Below are 19,854 nucleotides of genomic sequence, written 5' to 3'. Positions count from 1 at the left end.
CAAAGCACTTGCGAGAAAATTGAATTTTCTATAACATTCACGACCAGTTTTCTTGCAAAATTGCAAATTAGAGAGAAAAAATGTATCAAGTTCTTTTATTTATTTATGTTGTTGTCGCGATTGCCTTGATCGGGTTTATTCTCGTTCAACAAGGTAAAGGAGCGAACGCTGGCGCATCTTTTGGTGGTGGCGCATCAGGTACAATGTTTGGCTCTGCCGGTGCAGGTAACTTTTTAACACGTACTAGCGCGATTTTAGCAACCGCATTTTTTGTTATTGCTCTTGTTTTAGGTAACATGAATTCACATAAAGGCAATATTCAAAAAGGTGCTTTTGACGATTTATCTCAAGCTGCAGAGCAAGTTCAACAACAAGCAGCTCCAGCGAAAGACAATAAAAATAGCGACATCCCACAATAAAATAGGATTAGCATAAAAATTAACGCTCTGGTGGTGGAATTGGTAGACACGCTATCTTGAGGGGGTAGTGACCGCAGGTCGTGCGAGTTCAAGTCTCGCCCAGAGCACCATTTGACTAAACAAAGCCTCGCGAAACTAATCGCGGGGTTTTGTTTTATCTACTATTATTGAATTCATCTTATTTCCAGTCTCATATTCCATCACAATACGATCCCAGTATTCAATATCAAAAACAGCAAACAATAGAAGATAAGACCTGATTATTAGATATGGTAAAGAGTTTTCCTTGAATGCCCTATAAAGGCTTTATTTCATTATTACAAGCTGTACAACATATCAAAGAAATTATCCCTGCTATAACAAGATCTAATCCTTATAAATGTACACAAGGTCCATATGAACGTTTTTCTTTATTAATTTAAATCATCAATGTAAATACAAAAGAAAGAAGATAAAAAAACAAAGGGATGGGAAGAAAGAGAATTAATTCTAATGCTTAATAACTTCTGTTTTAAAAGGGAAATGATTTATGTGCAGGAATAAGAGATGGCAAAAAGCCGCTAAATTTATTTAGCGGCTTTTCTAAATTTGGCTCCTCCTGCGGGACTCGAACCTGCGACATATGGATTAACAGTCCACCGTTCTACCGACTGAACTAAGGAGGAAATGGTGCCTCGAGGCGGAATCGAACCACCGACACGGGGATTTTCAATCCCCTGCTCTACCGACTGAGCTATCGAGGCGTTATCGTTATTGGCTACTGCCTGACAACGGAGCGTATTAAACTATTTTTTCGGGATTCGGTCAACACCTAAATTTAAAAAAACACAAAAAAACATTGCGTTTGAATAGTTAATCATCAATATGTTTATTAAAACAACGAAATAATAAAATTATTTTAAAACAAACCGCACTTATTATAAAAAAATGCTCGATGGCATTTCCCAACGAGCATTTTTAATTATCTGAAAAATTCAATTATCGTCTGACACGGAATTTTTTCTGTGCCTTATCAACTTTCAACAAATAATTGCGAGCTTGTGATGATGGGTGAGCCGTCGTTAGAATGCGATAAACTTGCTCTGGATACATTTGGTTAATTTTGTAAATCGCCATATCCTTATCATTATCAAAAACACGCAATACAGCGCCAGCACCGCTATTATAAGCAGAAATCATTGCAAAACGTTTTGAGGTTGGATTCGTAATTCCATCTAAATATTGATTTTGTAAAATCCACAAATAAGATACGCCAGCATCAATATTATTCGCAGGATCATATAAATAACGCGTTGATGGTTGACCGCCCTTTCCTTTCATTGCAAACACATCTCGACCTGCTGTATGAGGCACAACTTGCATTAATCCAATTGCATTTGCATAGCTAATCGCATATGGGTTAAAACTAGATTCTGTTTGCATAATACCCAAGATCAAACTTTCATCAATGCCATAACGTTCAGCCGCTTTACGAACCAATGGTAGATATTTCTGTGCGCGCACTTCTACGTGATTTGCAATCATTGGAATCGCAACAAATTGCACAGTATGCCCGTTTTGTAATCGACGAGTTTGTAATTTATTTTGAATCAAGTAAGTGGCGAAATTACTTGCAATAACTTGATTAGCAATTTGTTGCCCTTGATGATCCACAACCTGTCCTAAAAGGAATGGGCGAGAGCTAATCGGCACATCTCCAGATGCAAATAAATCAATACCTTTTGCATCAGCCCCCATTAACAAGGTATGGACAATAGCATTATGTAAACGATTTAGATCTTGCTGGGTTTCAATAACGATATTACCTTCATCAAAACTCACGTGGCTACGCGTATAAAAAGAATCTGTATATTTCACGTAATCTTTTCGACTAGCCACTAACAATTCATTGACGCCCCAAATGCGGTCAATATTATGCGAGAATTGCCCTGTGAGGATATCTAAGCCTTGCGTGTCTTTTGCAAAGGACTCATCATAATTAATGCCCCCACGATTCAACGAATCGCTACAAGCATACAAAAGCGGTAATAACGCTAATACTAAATACTTTTTCATTGTATAACAGCCAATTAATTTGATGGAGGAACATAACCTTCAATATGAACATCTTTACCCTCAAACAAAAAATTTACCATTTCTTGTTCTAACAATTTACGGTGTTCCGCATTCATCATATTGAGTTTTTTCTCATTCACTAGCATTGTCTGTTTCTTAATCCATTCGCCCCAAGCTTGCTTACTCACCGAATCAAAAATTCGTTTACCTAGTTCACCAGGATAAAGTTGGAAATCTAAACCTTCCGCTTCTTGTTTGAGATACTCACAAAATACCATTCTTGCCATAATAGTTCCTTTCAAATTGTATTAAAAGATTCTTCACAGGCTGAGCCAGCCCGATCTGTTCAGGATTTTTCGGATCATACCAATATTTGACCGCACTTGATAGATTTGATTGATATTCTTTTGGACTTTCCACAACTTTGCGCCAATCTAAATTAGCTTGCTCAATATTAATTCCACCGTCCATTTCTGCATAAATAGGATAGATATCTAAATAGAAATGGCTAAAGGTATGACGAAAAGCTGGCCATTCTTGATAATAGCTGACTTTTTCTTGCACTAAAAAATGAAGCAACGAAGCTTTATCTTCAAATTGAGGAAAACAAAACAATCCGCCCCATAATCCCGAGTTTTCTCGCTGCTCCAAGCACACTTTGCCATTTTTAGATAAAATCAAAAAATAAGTCTCTTTTTCTGGCATATTTCTTTTAGGCTTTTTGGTAGGAAACTTTTCCCAACTATGATTTTGATAAACTAAACACTCCAAATTTAATGGGCAAAGCTCACATTTTGGTTTAGTTCGCGTACATACCATCGCGCCAATATCCATCATAGCTTGATTAAAATCCGCCACACGATCTATGGGTGTAACCTGTTCCGTCAACGTCCACAACTGATTTTCTATTTTTTTCTCACCAGGCCACCCCTCAACGGCAAAATAGCGAGCTAACACTCGTTTTATATTACCGTCTAAAATCGGATAAGGCTGATTTAATACAGAAGATAAAATAGCGCCAGCTGTCGATCGCCCCACGCCTGGTAACGCCCAAACATGCATAAAATCTGCCGGAAAATTGCCATTAAATTCATCCCGCACTTTTTGGGCCGCTTTATGCAAATTACGCGCCCGAGCGTAATAGCCTAAACCAGACCATAAATGCAAAACTTCGTCTTGCGAAGCATTGGCAAGTGCGGTGATATTTGGAAATGTTTTAATAAATCGCTCAAAATAAGGAATCACTGTCGCAACTTGTGTTTGTTGTAACATCACCTCAGAAAGCCACACACCATAAAGCGTTTTATCTTGTTGCCACGGCAAATGTTTGCGGCCAAATTTGTCATACCATTTCAGCACAGATTGTGCAAAAGGTGCGTTACTTGAAGATTTTGCTAACATAAAAGAAAAGTGTGGTTAAAAATCCTAACGATTTTACACGAAAATAAGGCTTGTTTATCTGTATTTTTTCAGTATAATCCGCGATCTATTTGGTGCCAATTATGGCGTATTATTAACTCACGCGGTGTGGGGAGAAAGTTCCTATAGCGGCGTGGCTTCATTTTGAGGTTTTCTATGAAACAAGGTATTCATCCTGAATATAAAGAAATCACAGCAACCTGTTCTTGTGGTAATGTGATCAAAACTCGTTCAACTTTAGGTAAAGACATCAATCTTGATGTGTGTGGTAACTGCCACCCATTCTATACTGGTAAACAACGTGTTGTTGATACTGGTGGTCGTGTTGAGCGTTTCAACAGCCGTTTCAAAATTCCAAGCACAAAATAATTTTGACTTGTTTAAAAAACCCCGCCAATTTGCGGGGTTTTGTTTTATCAATAAGATAAAATTGTTGCTCATTTCAACAAACTAGTTTACAAACTCATCGCATTCTCAACCTGAACGAAAAATCCTTTATCATTCAAAATAATGCTGTAATCTGTTTGATAACTTTTTCCATCCGTCACTACTAAAGCATGGCAGCTTCGAATGCCTTTTTGTGGATAAAATTGCGTTTCTCTTGCTTGAAGAATTTGTTTCACCATCATGCTGGTTTTGGTTGAATCTCCTTGCTGCTTAAATGCATCAGATAGCACTTTTGACACAGAAAAATCATTACACTGTGGTACGATCACGGGCTTATAAACTGATTTCTCCTTTATAGTTTTTTTATGTTTTGCTGAAACAACTGTTGTCGGTTTTTTCTCAATAGATGTCTTACGTTTCGAACTAATTTCCTTTACCAAAGCTTTAGGCTTTTTGTCTGTCAATTTCACAGCTTGTTTTTTATTTTTAGTACTCATTTTCTTGGTTAGAACTAATTTAGTTTCTTTCGTTTTTTTAGTTTGTTGTTTTTTATCTAAAGATTTGATTACTACAATTTTTTTATTTATTTGATTTTTATGTACTGGTGCTGCAGTAACTGATGTTGTAAAAAATGGCAACAACACCAAAATGAATGTTATCAATTTTCTCATTCATGTCTCCTTAAACATAAAGTGCGGTTAAAATTAACCGCACTTTGAATGTTAAATTAAAAAAGTAAAGCGATAAATTAAAGGTAATAGTGTTCTACGTAATTTAATTTATCATCAAGTTTTAATACTAAAGGTTGGCCTGTTGGAATTTCAAAATCCATAATTTCAGCATCAGAAATACCAATAATATGTTTTGCCAATGCACGGAGTGAGTTACCGTGAGCAACAACTAAAACGCGTTTACCAGAAAGCATTGCTGGTGCAATTTGGTCTTCCCAGAATGGAAGTGCACGCTCTAAAGTAATTTTTAAATTTTCTGCATTCGGCACTACGTCAGATGGAATATTTGCGTAACGACGGTCATTGTGTGCAGAGTTTGGATCTTGTGGATCTAGATCTGGTGGAGAAATGTCATAAGAACGACGCCAAATATGAACTTGTTCGTCACCGTATTGTTCCGCTGTCGCTTTTTTATCTAAACCTTGTAAAGCACCATAATGACGTTCATTTAAACGCCAGTTTTTCACTTGAGGAATCCATAATTGATGGGATTCTTCTAACACGATGTTACAAGTTTTGATTGCACGAGTTAGCACAGATGTAAATGCGATATCAAACTCATAGCCAGCATCTAATAATTTTTTGCCCGCTGCTTTTGCTTCTTCTACGCCGCGCTCTGTTAAATTTACATCACGCCAGCCAGTGAACAAGTTTTTCGCATTCCATTCACTAAAACCGTGACGGATAAATACTAATTCCATAAGAATCTCCTAAAATTTAAGTAAAAGATAACTCGCACTTTATAGCAAAAATTGAGTATGTTTAAAAGCAAAAAGGCGAGTTTTCCTGATCTTTAGCAAAAAATAGAGGCTAAACTTTTTCGCCTTTTAACAAATATGATAAGATTTGTGCGATTTTAAGAATTTGGGAAAAATTATGCTGTATTCAGGATTAAACAAAAAAATATCACCATTTTTCACCGCACTTTTTAGCTGCGGTTTGTTGATTTTTTCCCCAATAAGCCATGCTTCCGATCTTAACCAGATTCAAAAGCAAATTAAGCAACAAGAATCTAAAATTGCTGAACAAAAACGCGAGCAAGCTAAGCTACAAGCTAATTTGAAAAACCATGAAAGTAAAATTAATGCTGTCGTGGGTGAGTTACATGAAACAGAAATGAGCTTGAAAGAAATTCGTAAGCAAATTTCTGATTCAGATAAACAACTCAAACAATTAGAAAAACAAGAGTCTGAACAAAAATCACGCTTAGCAAAACAAATGGATATGATTTATCGCTCCGGTTTAAATCCTTCTGTCATTGAAAGAATGTTTTCTAAAAATGCGGAAAAAGCAGAACGCATGAAAGTGTACTATCAACACTTAAACCAAGTTCGAATAGAAATAATTGATAGTTTAAAAGCAACACAAGCTCAAATTGTATCTCAAAAAGAATCAATTTTAGGTCAGCAAAAAAATCATCGAGATCAACTTTTAACGCAAAAAAAACAGCAACAAGAATTACAAAAATCACAACAAGAACGTCAATCTACGCTAAATGAACTTAATAAAAATTTGGCGAGAGATCAAAATAAATTGGATAACCTAAAGGCTAATGAACAAGCGCTCCGTCAAGAAATTCAACGTGCCGAAAAAGCGGCCTTAGAACAAGAAAAAAGAGAGCGAGAAGCACTTTCACAACGACAACAAGCTGAAGAAAAACGGACTTCAAAACCTTATCAACCTACAGCACAAGAACGTCAATTGCTTAACAGTACAAGTGGTTTAGGGATTGCCAAAAAACAATATTCAGCACCAGTTTCAGGGCCAACTTTACATAATTTTGGAACGATTCAGGCAGGTGAAGTTCGTTGGAAAGGTATGGTTATTGGTGCCTCAGCTGGAACTGCAGTCAAAGCCATTGCGGCTGGACGTGTCATTTTAGCGGGGTATTTGAATGGCTACGGTTATATGGTCATCGTCAAACATGGTGAAACCGACTTAAGTTTGTATGGTTTCAATCAAGCCGTATTGGTAAAAGTTGGTCAACTTGTTTCTGCTGGACAAACTATTGCTCAAGTGGGCAATACTGGTGAAATTTCGCGTTCCGCACTCTATTTTGGAATTAGCCGAAAAGGCACACCTGTGAATCCAACTGGATGGATTCGTTAATGAAACTTCTCATAAAAAGTGCGGTGAAAAATTTCATCATTTTTTCTACCGCACTTTATACTTCCATCTCCCTTGCGCAAAATAAACTTGCTATTGTTATTGATGATGTCGGCTATCATCTCAAAGAAGATGCGGCTATTTTTGCAATGCCGCGTGAAATTTCCGTCGCAATTATTCCTGCTGCACCTCATGCTCGAGCACGTAATCAAGAAGCAAAATCTCAAGGCCGAGACATTTTAATTCATATGCCGATGCAACCGGTGAGTGCGCTGAAAATAGAAGATGGAGGGCTGCATTTAGGAATGTCTTCAGCACAAGTCAATAATCGGGTAAATACAGCCAAAAATATCGTGAATGATGCAATTGGTATGAATAATCACATGGGCAGCGCGGCTACGGCCGATCCCCAATTAATGGCTTATTTAATGACGGCACTTCAAGAAAAACATTTGTTCTTTTTAGATAGTCGAACAATAGGAAAATCTGTAGCAGGAAAAATAGCAAAAGAACAAGGAGTTCGTTCATTAGATCGCCACATATTTTTAGATGACAGTAACGAACTAGCTGACATTCAACATCAATTTCAAGCTGCAATTCAATATGCAAGGAAACATGGTACAGCGATTGCGATAGGACATCCTCGTCCAAATACCATTGCGGTGTTACAAGCAGGAATTAACAATTTACCTGAAGATATCCAACTTGTCGGAATGGGTAACTTATGGCGCAATGAAAAAGTAATTCCACCTAAACCATTTATTCTATTATTTACAGAAATGCCTGCGCCAACCTCAATGGAACCTTTTGAACCCGTAGGATTACTACGCGGAATTCCAAAATGAAAACCTGATTTTACAATCAGGTTTTTGTCTTATTTAGAAAGTGCATTTCTTAATTTACCTTGATGTGTTTCTAATAATGCCTTCGCCTCTAATTTCGATAAATTACTCAAAATCATCATAATTGCAAGTTTGGCATTTTGATCTGCTTCAATCAATGTCTGCTCAGCGAGCACTTTATCACAATCCGTTGCTTGCATCACAATACGCACAGCGCGTGCTTTAAGTTTTTCATTACTGGCTTGTACATCGACCATCAAATTTTCGTAACATTTACCCAATAAAATCATACTTGCCGTAGTCAGCATATTCAGTACCATTTTTTGTGCTGTGCCAGATTTTAAGCGGCTAGACCCCGTCAATATTTCAGGACCAACAATCGTCTCTATCGCAATATCGGCTATCTCAGCCATCGCAGATTTTGGATTACTTGCAATAGAAATTGTCAATGCCCCAAGAGATTTAGCGTATTTAAGACCTGCAATAACATAAGGTGTGCGACCACTTGCAGCGATTCCTACTAATACATCATTTTTTGAAAAATTTATGCTTTGTAGATCTTCAAGTACAGCTTTCGTATTGTCTTCAGCCCCTTCTACGGGATGACGGATAGCATGTCCGCCTCCCGCAATAATACCTTTGACCATTTCCGAAGACACACCAAATGTTGGGGGGCATTCTGACGCATCCAATACGCCGATACGACCGCTCGTCCCAGCCCCAATATATACTAGACGCCCACCCTGTTGAAAAGCATGAACGATTTTATCTACCGCTAACGAAATCTCAGGCAAACACGCTTCAATAGCTAAAGGAACTTGTTTATCTTCCTTATTCATTAATCGAACAATATCTAAAGCACTTTGATGATCAATATCAAGTGAATTCGGATTTCGTTGTTCAGTAATTAACGTAGATAAACTTTTTAATATAATATCATTCATATTTTGACCTTAGTTTTTAGGGAAAATAGCCCCCAAACTAACCGCTCTTTTTGCGCCAGTTACGCTAGGCAGGTTTGCTGGTAAATTGTTGATTCGACAATAAGCCAACCAAGCAAAAGCAGCGGCTTCTACATAATCAATATCAAAACCTTGCTCTGTCGTTGTACCAACCTGCCAATCGAGTAAATCATCATGCAATCCACGCATAATTAAGCTATTCTTTGCACCGCCGCCACATACTAGTAAACGTTTTGGTAAATCTATTTGGAGCTGATTTAGTGCATTGACAATGCTTGTTACCGTCAATTCAACAAGCGTCGCTTGCACATCTTCTGGGGATAATGTGATTTTGGAGCAAAGCGCGGTAAGTTTTTCAGATGCTTTTTCTACTTTGCCAATTAACCAATCAAGATTAAATAACTCTCTCCCTGTACTTTTTGGAGCGGGTAAAGAGAAAAAAGGTTCATTTAATAATTCCTCAAGCAGAACTTGATTCACGTTGCCTTTTGAAGCCCACTCACCATTTTTGTCATAGCGAAGGCCTTGGTGTTTTTCTATCCATTGATCTAATAATGTATTACCTGGCCCTGTATCAAACCCAATTACAGGTTGATTAGGAAACAATATAGAAACATTACTAATCCCACCAATATTTAAAACAACTGTAGCAAAATTAGCATTTGAGAATACAGCTTTATGGAAAGCGGGTACAAGAGGAGCGCCTTGTCCGCCTAATGCCATATCTTTACGACGAAAATCACCAATAACAGATATTCCCGTTTTCGCTACCAATAAATTCATATCGCCTAGTTGCATCGTGAAAGGAAATGCTGAAGCAGGAGAGTGCCATACAGTCTGCCCATGACAACCAATAGCTTCAATTTGGCTTGGAAGAAGATTATATTTTTGTAGAAAAGTATTTACACAATCGCAATACAATAAAGCAAGCTCATGATCGAGTTCGCCTAAATTTTGTAGAGTTGTTTCACCTGATTGAATGAGTTTGGTTAATTCCTGACGTAAATTTTCTGGCATAGGAAAAAAATCAGATAAGATAAGTCGAGGCTCTAGAGAAAAATCAACGAGAGCGACATCCACTCCATCTAGACTAGTGCCTGACATCATGCCAAGATAATATTGAGGTTTCATACTAATTATTTTTATATTTTGAACTCAATAATTATATATCTAATTCAAAAAGAAAAATAAAAAGAATTATTAAATAATATGAAAAAGGTATGAATATAAAGATATTTTATGATCACTTGAAAAGAATATTTTAATGGCAGGGGCGGAGAGGCTCGAACTCCCAACACCCGGTTTTGGAGTTATGTAAACTGTGAATAGTTGGTAGCCATTAAGAAAATAAATAACAAATAATTCAATCAGTTATCCAATCAATCAAAACTGCAACACTTTTAATATACCATAAAAAAAATCGCACTCCACGCCACACTGACGACACATCTAGACACATAACTTTTTTGCTTACCAAAAGATCTGATTTTTCACTTTTCTGCGTTTGTTTGCGTTAAAAGATCTGAAATGCAGGATCTGAAAGGCGCTATTACTGAAAAGGCTTTGCAAAGGATCTAAAATTGCGTTGAAATCGACATCTTTAGTGTGCGGGCGTGGCGAGGGTTTGACTGCGATTTTTCATGCGTACAATTGGGCGAAAAATCGGGCTGAAATAAGGATTTAAGGTTTGTCATATTGATTGATTTGATATAATATACCGGGGCAGTGCTAATACTATACAGGACAAAAACAGCTCTTTTAGCAATAAAAAACCCGCATTTCTGCGGGCTGTGTATTTTTGAAAAGATCTAATTTAGCAATTTGTAATCGGAGAATGTGATCACTTCTTCCCCTACCCAACTATTAATCTCTTTCAATCGTTCTTGCAATGGGATTATCTCATTAATAAAAAACACTCGCGTTGCCTTTTCAACGTCACCAAAACCACCTGTATTATTAGGCACAATTCCCATTAGTTGCGGTGGCACGCGGTGCGCAGCTAACACATCATCACGACTTGCGTTCTTAATGTTTAGGAAATCATCTTTGGCGATAGCATCAGACAATGGAATAACTTGCATCCCATCTTTCTTTCCGTTTGGAATATACACAAACAAATTCTTAAAGTTGCCAGTGCCCTTGGTTTGTCTGATTTGCGTTTTGATTGCTTCAATATCGTCTTGGTTCTGTGTTGGATCGGTCATGTAAATAATCGAACCCGCATGCGCGCCATTCAGATAATATTTACGACGGAACAATGTGGCACTTTCATTTAAAAAAGCAGATTGAAGTGCGGCCAAATATTCCGGCACGCCGTAAATCTCTTGGTTAATGTCAGGATTGATAAGTTGCAGCACGGAACCTTTTTTAAATTCATATTCTTCATAGCCAGTCACGATTTGGAAGAATTGACCTTCATCAACACCAACACGCATATATTTTGCTAAAGGCGATCTAAGTGCAATCACATCACCGAATGCATTTTTCACGACTTCAATGAACGCATTGCCAAATACCAAATAATCCTGAACCAGTTTTTCAAGTTGTGTTCTGGGTAAAAGAGCGGTCGTTTTACAGGTAGAAAGTAAGATATTTTTCTTCACTGTGATTGCACTTTGATGGTGTGGGGATGCGCCGAGGGCTCTGGCTAAATAGCCTAAATTAATCGGCGGATTGTAATATTTTTCATACATCAACACGCTTTCAAAATAATTCAGTACTTCTGCACGGTCAAGCACTGGAATAGGTTCACCAAAGCTAAATGCCTGTGCTTGATTTCCAGTAGAAAGTGCGGTGGATTTTTTTGTGTTTTTGCTCATTGGGTTATCCTATTCAAAGGTAAATATTGTTGATTTGTTGCTTGATACATCGCCGCCTAAACCATAAGGCACATTTAAAATGCAGTTCATAATCGCCCATGATAAATCGCCGTGGCTTGCATCTTCCGAACGATCCGATACATAAGTAATTTTCCCTGTGCCAGTAATGCGTTTTTTCACCGTCATAAAACTACTCACGATGTCATTGTCCCCACTATCAAATTTCAGGCGACGTTTCTGAATTAAGTTTTGTGTTTTTAACACCATTTCATTTTTAAGATCGGCGTTATACTCTAGGCCCTGTGCCATTGGATAAAATTTTCTCACTTCCTGATAAACGCCCGATCCCATCCCCGTTTTATCAATCACGATACGAGTGACATTGTAATCATCACAAAACTGCTTAATGCGGCTTGCTTGTGTTTCGTAATCCATACCGTGAAAAGTTTGTTTATGTAAAACGCGATAATCGCCCCCCTCCACTTTCGGCGGTGCAACAATCACTAAGGCTGCACGGTCGCCAGTAAAAGCAGGGTCATAACCTAACCACACTTCACGATTGCCGAATGGGCGTTGATAAAATGGCTTGTAATCGTGCCATTCTTCCAAACTATCCACCTGGCAAAGTTGCAAGTCGGAAAACTTGAAAGCAGAACTGTTATCATCAGCAAATTGACACAAAAACAACTGTTCAAATTCTTCTTTGCTGTTTTCTGCGATTAGGTCATCAATGTTAAATAGATTGCACCCACCTTCCATTGCATCATAAATACTCACAATCTGCTTCCATTGGCGGTCGGCACAAAGTTTTCCGCTTTTTAAATTCTCGTGCGAAATGTCAATTTCAACTTTGTCCGCCTTGGCCCGATTTTTATTAAACGCCTTGCCCGAAAAGAACGCATAAGCAGGGTGTGCAATTGTGGTCGGCGTTGAAAAATAAGTTTGGCGATACATTTTTTGCGCAGCCATACCTGATGCTACTTTTCGCATCACATCAAATTTAGGCACCCAAAACACTTCATCAAAATATAAATTGCCGTGGTAGGATTGAGCCGTAGCGGAGTTCGTGCCAAGGAAAATCAATTCAGCCCCATTTGGCAGTTTGATGGTTTCGCCTTTTAAATCTACATCTGCCGTTTGCTTGGCGTAGTTCACAATGTACGAGCGAAACTGCAAAGCTTGTTTTTTACTGGCAGATAAGAAAATTTGATTGTGCCCCGTCGTCAAGGCATCAATAAAGGCTTCGTGGGCAAAATAGTAAGTCGCCCCGATTTGTCGACTTTTTAAGATATTTCTGATTCGATGTTCTTTCGCCTTGTGCCAAATGCGTTGATAATTAAACATCCCATCAAGAAAGCCATTAATCAGTAATTCCTCTTGTTCCTGATCAATGGCATTGGGTTCGGCTTTCTTCCGTTCGCCCTTGTTGCGGTTCGCCAGTTTCGGATTTAAATCTACTTCATTGCCGTCACCAAAAGTATACTTTTTCACTCTCGCCATTCTTTCCATTTGGCGACCGAGCAAATCAATTTCTTTGTAATCTGAACCGCTCTTTTCTTCTTTTGCAATCAGCAAATTCAATCTTGTCTCAAGTGCCAATTCAACCCGACCAACAGGCGCAATATCGTCCCACTTTTCTCTGTCTTTCCAACTAGCAATCGTTGATGCAGGAATATCAAGCTGGCGAGATATTTCAGCGATTTTATAACCACTGAAATACATCTGCTGTGCTTTACGTTTGATTTCCGCCGTCACTTCGGGGGAAGGTTGATTAATAACTTGTTCGTCCATTCCTAATCCTTTCTATTTACAACCGCATAATAGAAAGGGGGCGAATGTTAGTCTTTCCGCTTGCTCTGTGAATCGGCATACAACAAAAGCAACTCATAGACCACCAAAATTAAACCTTTCAGAATAATGGCAATCTTTGAATCAAACCAAACAAAGGATAAGCAATGGCAAAAACTTCAAAATGGTTTGTAGTCGCAACGGAAGGGGCAACTACAGACGGTCGCACAATCAATCGCACTTGGATTGAACAAATGGCGGCAAATTATGACCCGAAAAAATACGGTGCTCGCGTTAATCTTGAACACATTAAATGGCGTTATATGTGGAATGATGATCCGCACTCAAAATGCTATGGTGATGTGGTTGGTTTAAAAACGGAAGAAAATGCTGAAGGTAAATTGCAGTTACTGGCTCAAATCGACCCAACGGACGATTTAATCAAACTCAATAAAGACCGTCAAAAAATCTACACCTCTATTGAGTGCGATCCGAATTTTGCCGACACAGGTGAAGCCTATTTAGTCGGTTTGGCTGTAACGGACAATCCTGCAAGTCTTGGCACAGAAATGTTGGTATTTTCTGCCGGTGCAAGCGCAAATCCTCTCAACAACCGCAAAGAAAAAGCCGAAAACCTTTTCACTGCCGCAATTGAAACCAAATTAGAGTTTGAAGAAGTGAAAGAAAAAGGGCTGTCTGTTTTTGCCAAAATCCGCGCATTATTTGCCGACAAAGAAAAAACCGACGATGAACGCTTTGCCGACCAAACGCAAGCTATTGAGCTTTTAGCGGAACAAACCAAAGATACATTGGAAAAATTGACCGCACTTTCTGCCGATTTAGCAAAACAGCAAACCGAATTAACGGAAGTGAAAGCCACCAATGAAAGCATTCAAGCCAAATTCACCACGCTTGAAAAAGCACCGTCCGCCGACTTCGGCAAACGTCCAATCGTTGCCGGTGAAGGTAAATCCGAATTTTTAACCGATTGCTAAAGGAACAACCATGCGCAACGAAACTAAACAGAAATTTAATGCCTATGTGGCACGTGTCGCCGAATTAAACGGTGTAACAAGTAATGATGTAGCAGAAACATTTACCGTAACCCCAAGCGTAGAACAAAAACTGATTGAAAAAGTGATGTTAAGTTCGAACTTCTTACAATGGATTAATGTTGTTCGTGATCCGTTAATGGAAGCGGAATTGGTCGGTCTTGAAGTGGCTTCCGCGATTGCAAGCACAACAGACACCAACACCAAAGAGCGCGAAACCAAAGACGTTTCTAAAATGACTGGTCGCAAATATAAATGTGAACAAGTCAATTTCGACACGCATATTCCATGGGCAAAACTCGACCAATGGGCGAAACACCCTGACTTCCAGAAAAAATTGGCAAATTTAACGCAAAAAACCATCGCCTTAAACCTCATTATGATGGGGCTAAACGGCACAAGTCGCAGTGAAACCTCCGATTTGTCTTCAAATCCGAAACTGCAAGACGTGAAAAAAGGTTGGCTACAACAATTACGTGACGATATGCCAACACATGTAATGAACGGTGCAAATACTGAGAACAAAATCAAAGTGGGTAAAGGTCAAGCCAAAAACCACGGCTATGAAAACATTGATGCCTTAGTGCTTGATGCCGTCAACACCTTAATTGATGAAGTTTACGCCGATGACACCGAATTGGTGGTTATCTGCGGTCGTGAAATCTTAAACGATAAATACTTCAACATCGTTAACACGGATTTAAAACCGACGGATGACCTTGCAAGCCAAGTGATCATCTCACAAAAACAAATTGGTGGTTTAAAAGCGATTCGCGTCCCGTTCTTCCCGAAAAACTCAATCCTGATCACCCGATTGGATAATTTATCCATCTACATTCAGGAAGGGTCAATGCGCCGTTTCATTAAGAACAATCCAAAACGCAACCGCGTAGAAGATTACTTGTCGCAAAACATCGACTACAAAGTCGAAGAATACGGTTGCGCGGCATTAATCGAAAACATCACATTCGAAGATAAAGAATAATGACTGAACGTCTATCACCCGCACAAATCCATCTTCGCACCGTCTCCGCTGCAGTGGCTCATGCAGCGGAAACCGAAGACCTAAGCGATTTCACTGAATATGAAAAAATGTGCCGCTTGCTTGCGCGTCACCGCAAGGATTTAAAACAAATCCAATCGACGGAACGCAAAGCTGCATATAAAAAACAAATTTTGGTGGATTACTTGCCATGGATTGAAGGGGCGTTATCGGTCGGAAGTGGTAAACAAGATAACGTCTTGATGACATGGTGCGTGTGGGCGATTGACTGTGGCGAATATCACCTTGCGTTACAAATTGCCGATTATGCCGTATTTCATGATTTACGCTTGCCAGAGCCATTTACCCGAACACTTGGCACTTTGTTGGCAGAAGAATTTGCCGACCAAGCCAAAGCCGCACAAGCCGCCAATAAACCGTTTGAAGTGGCTTACTTAGAGCAAGTCCAACGCATCACCGCTGATTGCGATATGCCTGATGAAAGCCGTGCGCGATTATTGCGTGAATTGGGCTTGTTATTGGTTGAAAAGCACCCTGAACAAGCACTGGCATATTTAGAACGTGCTTTGGGTTTAGATCAGAAAATTGGCGTGAAAGGCGATATTAAAAAATTACGTAAGCAATTAAACAAAGCCGATGAATAATCGGTTTTGGTAAAGAGCAAACCACGCAGCCGTCGGGCGGATTAAAAGTGCGGTCAAATTCTGACGGATTTATTGGCCGTACTTAATTTAATCCTCACCCGACTTTTTTTATAAGGGTAAATCAATGAGCGACGGCGCAATATCAGTCAAACTTGCCCCCGATTATGAAATGGGCAAAGTACAGCAACAGTTAAATGATTACGATACCTTAGATGACATTATCAGTAATGATGGTTTCTTCCCCGATATGTCACTTGCTCAATTTCGTAATCAATACCGTGCAGACGGCACCATTACCACACAACGTTTACAAGATGCCTTGATTGAGGGCATGGCAAGCGTCAATGCGGAACTCTCCACGTTTAAAACGCAAAGCAAACGCGACAGTTTAGAACAGATCTCTGCCCCCTATATCAATGGCGAAAGCGTGCTGATTTATCGCTATAAACGTGCGGTAAGTTGCTTGGCACTGGCAAACCTTTATGAACGCTATGCAAGCTACGACAGCACTAACGATGGCGAAAAGAAAATGGCGCAACTCAAAGACAGCATTGATGAATTACGCCGTGATGCTCGCTTTGCGATTAGCGACATATTGGGCAGAAAACGCGTCGATGCGGAGTTAATCTAATGCAAGTTTACGCACAACAAAATGACAATTTAGACGCCATTCTTTATCGACATTTTGGACGAAGTGAAGGCTTGCTCGAAATAACATGCGAACTCAATCCGCATTTAATGGATAAGCCCATTATTCCCATTGGTACCCCAGTCATATTGCCAGATGCCGATACAGAAAAAATCAGTGTAGCAAATGACACAATTCAACTTTGGAGCTGATATGCACGACACACCATCAAAAGCATCTTACATATCAGGAATATTCGCCTTTTTGATTGGACGCATTGCCGATATGTTCTCAAATGTAAATTGGGCTGATGTCGCATCGGTTACAGGTATTGTGATTGGTGTCGCCACCTTTCTTGTGAATTGGTATTACAAGAAAAAAGATTTTGAATTAAAAGAAAAAGAACTCGAACAACGGATCCATCATCATGATTAAACGTTCCGCCAAATACATCTGCGCCATATCTGCCGTTGTTGGACTGGTGATTGCCACTCATGGGAATGAAATTCGAACATCCGAAAAAGGCTTGTTACTGATTGGCAATGCAGAAGGTTGCATGAAAAAGCCCTATCAATGCCCTGCCGATGTTTTAACTGTCGGCATAGGCATAACCGATGCTGTTGAAAAAATCGACCGCAATAAAATTTACACCTTGCAAGAAATTGCCGAATTATACGTAAAAGGCATTAAACAATCAGAAAAATGCGTGAATCAATATGCCAACGGTCAAACCATGCCACAAGGTGCATTTGATGCCTTAGTGTCTATCACCTTTAACGTAGGATGTGGCAAATTAAAAAATAGCTCACTTTTTAAAATGGCACGCCAAGGCTACAGCAAGGCCATGTGCAGTCAATTTGAGCGTTGGATTTACGCTGCAGGAAAACCGCTAAAAGGATTAATTGAACGCCGTCAAAAGGAGAAAAACCTATGTTTAATTTCTTAACCGAAAAAGAACGAGGCATTTTACTTATCGGGCCAATTCTGCTTGTACTCCTCATTATTTTTCTGGGATTTGAGGCGAATTATTGGCGAAAAGAAATGCTTAAAGAAGAACAGCTAAAACTGAAATGGCAAAACTCTTACATTGAGTTAAATCATAGCGTTCAAAATTTTGCCGAACAGCAAGCACAGCTTATTCAAGCCGTAAACAACCTCAAAGCAAATCAAAATCAACAAACACAGGATTTAAAAAATGTACTTAAATCAAACCAAGATTGGGCTGACCGCCCTTTGCCTGATGATGTTAAACGCGTGCTCAACTCAACAGGAAGTCATTAAATCACCGATTCTTTGTCCGCAAACAACGGAGTGCAGTGCCTATTCGCCACAAATTCGCACCAACGGCGAATTAGCCGAAGCCTATTTACAGACACAGCACCACCTTGATTTATGCATCATTGAAAACTCAAGTTTAAAAAAATGCATGGATGAATTTAATAAAAAGGAACAGCCATGACAGATCAATTCGACCGAGCACAACAGCTCGAAGAAATGCAACGTGAAATTGCCCTCAAAAAACACCGCACTTTTAAAGCAGTAAGTCGCCTTTATTGTGAAGATTGTGATGCCCCCATCCCCGAAAAGCGCAGACAAATGATTCAGGGCGTAACACGTTGCGTGACTTGCCAACAAAGATTTGAAATGCAACAACGGAATTTTCGAAAATGAAAAAGCCCAACCAACTGCGCAAAATCCTTGAACAAAGTCACCCCGATTTTGTAAAAAATCCCGACCATCTACAACTTTATGTGGACGGTGGGCAAATCGTCGCAACGGGTGCCGCATCATTTAGTTTTGAATATCGTTATACACTCAATGTTGTAGTGACTGATTATGCAGGCGATATTGCCACCTTGATTGTGCCAATGATGGCTTATCTCCGCACAAATCAACCTGAAATATTAGAAAATCCACAAATTCGAGAGAACGCATTTAAATTCCAGGTGGATTACAACAATAACAACACCGCAGATATTAGTTTCGAAATCCAACTTACTGAACGTGTTGTGTCGAAAAAAGATGGGAATAACGTGCAGATCCATTACGCAAAAGAACCAGTATGGGATGAACCAACCCGAGTAAAAGTCTATTTGGAAAACTGGGAATCCTTAATTTTTGAGGGTGATATACAGAAAATATGAGTGATGATGTTCAGCAAATTAAAGTCGCTTTGGCTGCCTTATTAAATAATATCAGTAAACCTCGCAGACGATTACTTTATCAACAAATAGGTCGAGAACTTGCAAGAAATCAACGCCGAAGAATCAAAGCCCAACAAAATCCTGACGGTTCACCTTATGAACCTCGTAAACCAAGAAAACAATTTGGCAAAAAGAAAGGGCGAATTAAACGCCAATTAATGTTTAGAAAATTGGTCACGCCAGCTCACATGAAATTACGTTACCAAGAAGAAGGAATTTCACTCGGTTTTTATGGTGGAGATGCTGCCATTGCTGCAGTGCATCAATACGGCTTACATTCTAGCCCATCTAAATATAAAGATTTCAAGGTGCTATATGCCCAGCGTGAATTACTGGGCTTTACAGAAGAAGATATTGAAATGATTGAAAGATTTGTGCTTAGAGCTATAGCGGGTAAAGAATTTTAATTGGGTTAATTTACAATTTATGCTCTTTAGCAATACGTTTACGTTCAATTTCTGCTTTGATTTGTTCGGTATCGCCACCAAAAAACCAAGCAACAGTAAAGAAAATAACGATTGCAGCCAAAATCCAAAATAACCAACTATTTAAATAAATAAGAGGTGCAAGCAAAACAAGCATTACTGCTAACGTGATATACCAGAAATTAATCGCTAAAGATAATGCGCCAACAAAAATATAACTAAATGCGGCTAATACTGCAGTACCAAATGCAATAAGTAAACCAACAATAATTGGCAAACCAATGAGCAAAACAAAAATTTCCATCGCTCTCTCCCTGTTAAGTTTGTTCATTATTTGTTCCTCATTCCTAAAATGTCAAGAAAAAGTGGG

Annotated in this window: 26 protein-coding genes and 3 tRNA genes; 17 read left to right on the top strand and 12 right to left on the bottom strand. The window is 39.0% G+C overall.

The features are described from left to right. The first annotated feature begins 80 nt into the window (after positions 1–80). Together secG and DV428_RS02725 are read left to right on the top strand one after the other, a co-directional pair. Positions 81–419 (top strand): preprotein translocase subunit SecG, encoded by a 339-nt coding sequence (secG, locus tag DV428_RS02730; RefSeq protein ID WP_046939867.1) that lies wholly within the window; start codon positions 81–83, stop codon positions 417–419. 24 nt (positions 420–443) lie between these two features. Continuing rightward, positions 444–529, top strand: a tRNA-Leu gene (locus tag DV428_RS02725). A 479-nt stretch (positions 530–1,008) separates the two neighbouring features. On the opposite strand, the gene DV428_RS02720 is transcribed toward DV428_RS02725, so the two are convergent. The 5 genes from DV428_RS02720 to mutY all read right to left on the bottom strand — a co-directional run bounded on the left by DV428_RS02720 (position 1,009) and on the right by mutY (position 3,875). Continuing rightward, positions 1,009–1,084, bottom strand: a tRNA-Asn gene (locus DV428_RS02720). Positions 1,085–1,086: 2 nt separating this feature from the next. Continuing rightward, positions 1,087–1,162: transfer RNA gene (locus DV428_RS02715), tRNA-Phe, on the bottom strand. Positions 1,163–1,397: 235 nt separating this feature from the next. Further along, positions 1,398–2,474, bottom strand: coding sequence for a membrane-bound lytic murein transglycosylase MltC (gene mltC / locus DV428_RS02710; RefSeq protein ID WP_114908590.1), 1,077 nt, complete (start codon positions 2,472–2,474; stop codon positions 1,398–1,400). Between the two features lie 14 nt (positions 2,475–2,488). Then, positions 2,489–2,761, bottom strand: a complete 273-nt coding sequence (locus DV428_RS02705; protein ID WP_114908589.1) for an oxidative damage protection protein — start codon at positions 2,759–2,761, stop codon at positions 2,489–2,491. Continuing rightward, on the bottom strand, positions 2,739–3,875 hold the full coding sequence (gene mutY, locus DV428_RS02700) for an A/G-specific adenine glycosylase (protein WP_114908588.1): 1,137 nt from the start codon (positions 3,873–3,875) through the stop codon (positions 2,739–2,741). The genes DV428_RS02705 and mutY overlap by 23 nt, the downstream gene beginning before the upstream one ends. Positions 3,876–4,049: 174 nt before the next feature. Between mutY and rpmE the strand changes: the two genes are divergently transcribed. Next, positions 4,050–4,262 (top strand): 50S ribosomal protein L31, encoded by a 213-nt coding sequence (gene rpmE, locus DV428_RS02695; protein WP_005625828.1) that lies wholly within the window; start codon positions 4,050–4,052, stop codon positions 4,260–4,262. An 86-nt stretch (positions 4,263–4,348) separates the two neighbouring features. Here the strand turns inward: rpmE and DV428_RS02690 are convergent, their stop codons facing one another. Both DV428_RS02690 and DV428_RS02685 read right to left on the bottom strand, forming a co-directional pair. After that, a complete protein-coding gene (locus tag DV428_RS02690) occupies positions 4,349–4,951 on the bottom strand; it encodes a hypothetical protein (protein WP_114908587.1) in 603 nt (200 codons plus the stop codon). A gap of 77 nt (positions 4,952–5,028) precedes the next feature. Beyond that, complete coding sequence (locus DV428_RS02685) at positions 5,029–5,712, bottom strand: 2,3-diphosphoglycerate-dependent phosphoglycerate mutase (protein ID WP_005625827.1); 684 nt, start codon at positions 5,710–5,712, stop codon at positions 5,029–5,031. Between the two features lie 175 nt (positions 5,713–5,887). Here DV428_RS02685 and envC point away from each other — a divergent pair, with 175 nt between their 5' ends. Then, positions 5,888–7,120, top strand: a complete 1,233-nt coding sequence (envC, locus tag DV428_RS02680; protein ID WP_114908586.1) for a murein hydrolase activator EnvC — start codon at positions 5,888–5,890, stop codon at positions 7,118–7,120. Then, the gene (locus DV428_RS02675; protein ID WP_114908585.1) at positions 7,120–7,962 is read left to right on the top strand and encodes a divergent polysaccharide deacetylase family protein; all 843 of its coding nucleotides are present in this window, start codon (positions 7,120–7,122) and stop codon (positions 7,960–7,962) included. Before envC ends, DV428_RS02675 begins: the two co-directional genes overlap by 1 nt. Before the next feature lie 29 nt (positions 7,963–7,991). Here DV428_RS02675 and murQ read toward each other — a convergent pair whose 3' ends face one another. The 4 genes from murQ to DV428_RS02655 form a co-directional block, all read right to left on the bottom strand. Beyond that, positions 7,992–8,903, bottom strand: coding sequence for an N-acetylmuramic acid 6-phosphate etherase (gene murQ / locus DV428_RS02670; RefSeq protein WP_114908584.1), 912 nt, complete (start codon positions 8,901–8,903; stop codon positions 7,992–7,994). A 9-nt stretch (positions 8,904–8,912) separates the two neighbouring features. Continuing rightward, positions 8,913–10,052 carry an anhydro-N-acetylmuramic acid kinase gene (locus DV428_RS02665; RefSeq protein WP_162790762.1) on the bottom strand — a complete coding sequence of 380 codons (1,140 nt, stop codon included), beginning with the start codon at positions 10,050–10,052 and terminating at the stop codon, positions 8,913–8,915. A gap of 677 nt (positions 10,053–10,729) precedes the next feature. Then, the gene (locus DV428_RS02660) at positions 10,730–11,740 is read right to left on the bottom strand and encodes a phage portal protein (protein ID WP_114908582.1); all 1,011 of its coding nucleotides are present in this window, start codon (positions 11,738–11,740) and stop codon (positions 10,730–10,732) included. 9 nt (positions 11,741–11,749) lie between these two features. After that, entirely contained in the window at positions 11,750–13,531 is a 1,782-nt protein-coding gene (locus DV428_RS02655; RefSeq protein WP_114908581.1) for a terminase large subunit domain-containing protein, read from the bottom strand. 164 nt (positions 13,532–13,695) lie between these two features. On the opposite strand from DV428_RS02655, the gene DV428_RS02650 reads away from it, so the two are divergent. The 12 genes from DV428_RS02650 to DV428_RS02595 all read left to right on the top strand — a co-directional run bounded on the left by DV428_RS02650 (position 13,696) and on the right by DV428_RS02595 (position 19,466). Then, positions 13,696–14,523 (top strand): GPO family capsid scaffolding protein, encoded by an 828-nt coding sequence (locus DV428_RS02650; protein WP_114908580.1) that lies wholly within the window; start codon positions 13,696–13,698, stop codon positions 14,521–14,523. Between the two features lie 10 nt (positions 14,524–14,533). After that, positions 14,534–15,565, top strand: a complete 1,032-nt coding sequence (locus DV428_RS02645; RefSeq protein WP_114908579.1) for a phage major capsid protein, P2 family — start codon at positions 14,534–14,536, stop codon at positions 15,563–15,565. Beyond that, positions 15,565–16,227, top strand: coding sequence for a phage terminase small subunit (locus tag DV428_RS02640; RefSeq protein WP_114908578.1), 663 nt, complete (start codon positions 15,565–15,567; stop codon positions 16,225–16,227). The genes DV428_RS02645 and DV428_RS02640 overlap by 1 nt, the downstream gene beginning before the upstream one ends. A 124-nt stretch (positions 16,228–16,351) precedes the next feature. Further along, positions 16,352–16,858 (top strand): head completion/stabilization protein, encoded by a 507-nt coding sequence (locus DV428_RS02635; RefSeq protein WP_114908577.1) that lies wholly within the window; start codon positions 16,352–16,354, stop codon positions 16,856–16,858. Then, entirely contained in the window at positions 16,858–17,067 is a 210-nt protein-coding gene (locus DV428_RS02630) for a tail protein X (RefSeq protein WP_005668467.1), read from the top strand. Before DV428_RS02635 ends, DV428_RS02630 begins: the two co-directional genes overlap by 1 nt. Position 17,068: 1 nt before the next feature. Then, the gene (locus tag DV428_RS02625; protein ID WP_005633803.1) at positions 17,069–17,290 is read left to right on the top strand and encodes a phage holin; all 222 of its coding nucleotides are present in this window, start codon (positions 17,069–17,071) and stop codon (positions 17,288–17,290) included. After that, complete coding sequence (locus tag DV428_RS02620) at positions 17,283–17,801, top strand: lysozyme (RefSeq protein ID WP_005633800.1); 519 nt, start codon at positions 17,283–17,285, stop codon at positions 17,799–17,801. Before DV428_RS02625 ends, DV428_RS02620 begins: the two co-directional genes overlap by 8 nt. Beyond that, positions 17,786–18,136 carry a chemotaxis protein gene (locus DV428_RS02615; RefSeq protein WP_114908576.1) on the top strand — a complete coding sequence of 117 codons (351 nt, stop codon included), beginning with the start codon at positions 17,786–17,788 and terminating at the stop codon, positions 18,134–18,136. Before DV428_RS02620 ends, DV428_RS02615 begins: the two co-directional genes overlap by 16 nt. Beyond that, positions 18,051–18,314 carry an Rz1-like lysis system protein LysC gene (lysC, locus tag DV428_RS09705; RefSeq protein ID WP_005672206.1) on the top strand — a complete coding sequence of 88 codons (264 nt, stop codon included), beginning with the start codon at positions 18,051–18,053 and terminating at the stop codon, positions 18,312–18,314. Before DV428_RS02615 ends, lysC begins: the two co-directional genes overlap by 86 nt. Beyond that, complete coding sequence (locus tag DV428_RS02605) at positions 18,311–18,526, top strand: TraR/DksA family transcriptional regulator (RefSeq protein WP_005633796.1); 216 nt, start codon at positions 18,311–18,313, stop codon at positions 18,524–18,526. The genes lysC and DV428_RS02605 overlap by 4 nt, the downstream gene beginning before the upstream one ends. Further along, positions 18,523–18,999 carry a phage tail protein gene (locus DV428_RS02600; protein ID WP_053465691.1) on the top strand — a complete coding sequence of 159 codons (477 nt, stop codon included), beginning with the start codon at positions 18,523–18,525 and terminating at the stop codon, positions 18,997–18,999. Before DV428_RS02605 ends, DV428_RS02600 begins: the two co-directional genes overlap by 4 nt. Continuing rightward, on the top strand, positions 18,996–19,466 hold the full coding sequence (locus DV428_RS02595; RefSeq protein ID WP_114908575.1) for a phage virion morphogenesis protein: 471 nt from the start codon (positions 18,996–18,998) through the stop codon (positions 19,464–19,466). The genes DV428_RS02600 and DV428_RS02595 overlap by 4 nt, the downstream gene beginning before the upstream one ends. 10 nt (positions 19,467–19,476) lie before the next feature. Here DV428_RS02595 and DV428_RS02590 read toward each other — a convergent pair whose 3' ends face one another. After that, positions 19,477–19,788 (bottom strand): hypothetical protein, encoded by a 312-nt coding sequence (locus tag DV428_RS02590; protein ID WP_114908574.1) that lies wholly within the window; start codon positions 19,786–19,788, stop codon positions 19,477–19,479. Between the last annotated feature and the right edge of the window lie 66 nt (positions 19,789–19,854).

The organism is Haemophilus haemolyticus (assembly GCF_003352385.1).
Taxonomy (GTDB): Bacteria; Pseudomonadota; Gammaproteobacteria; order Enterobacterales; family Pasteurellaceae; genus Haemophilus; species Haemophilus haemolyticus_I.
The sequence above is the reverse complement of the archived record's forward strand: the minus strand, read 5'-3'. Positions and strand labels throughout refer to the sequence as shown.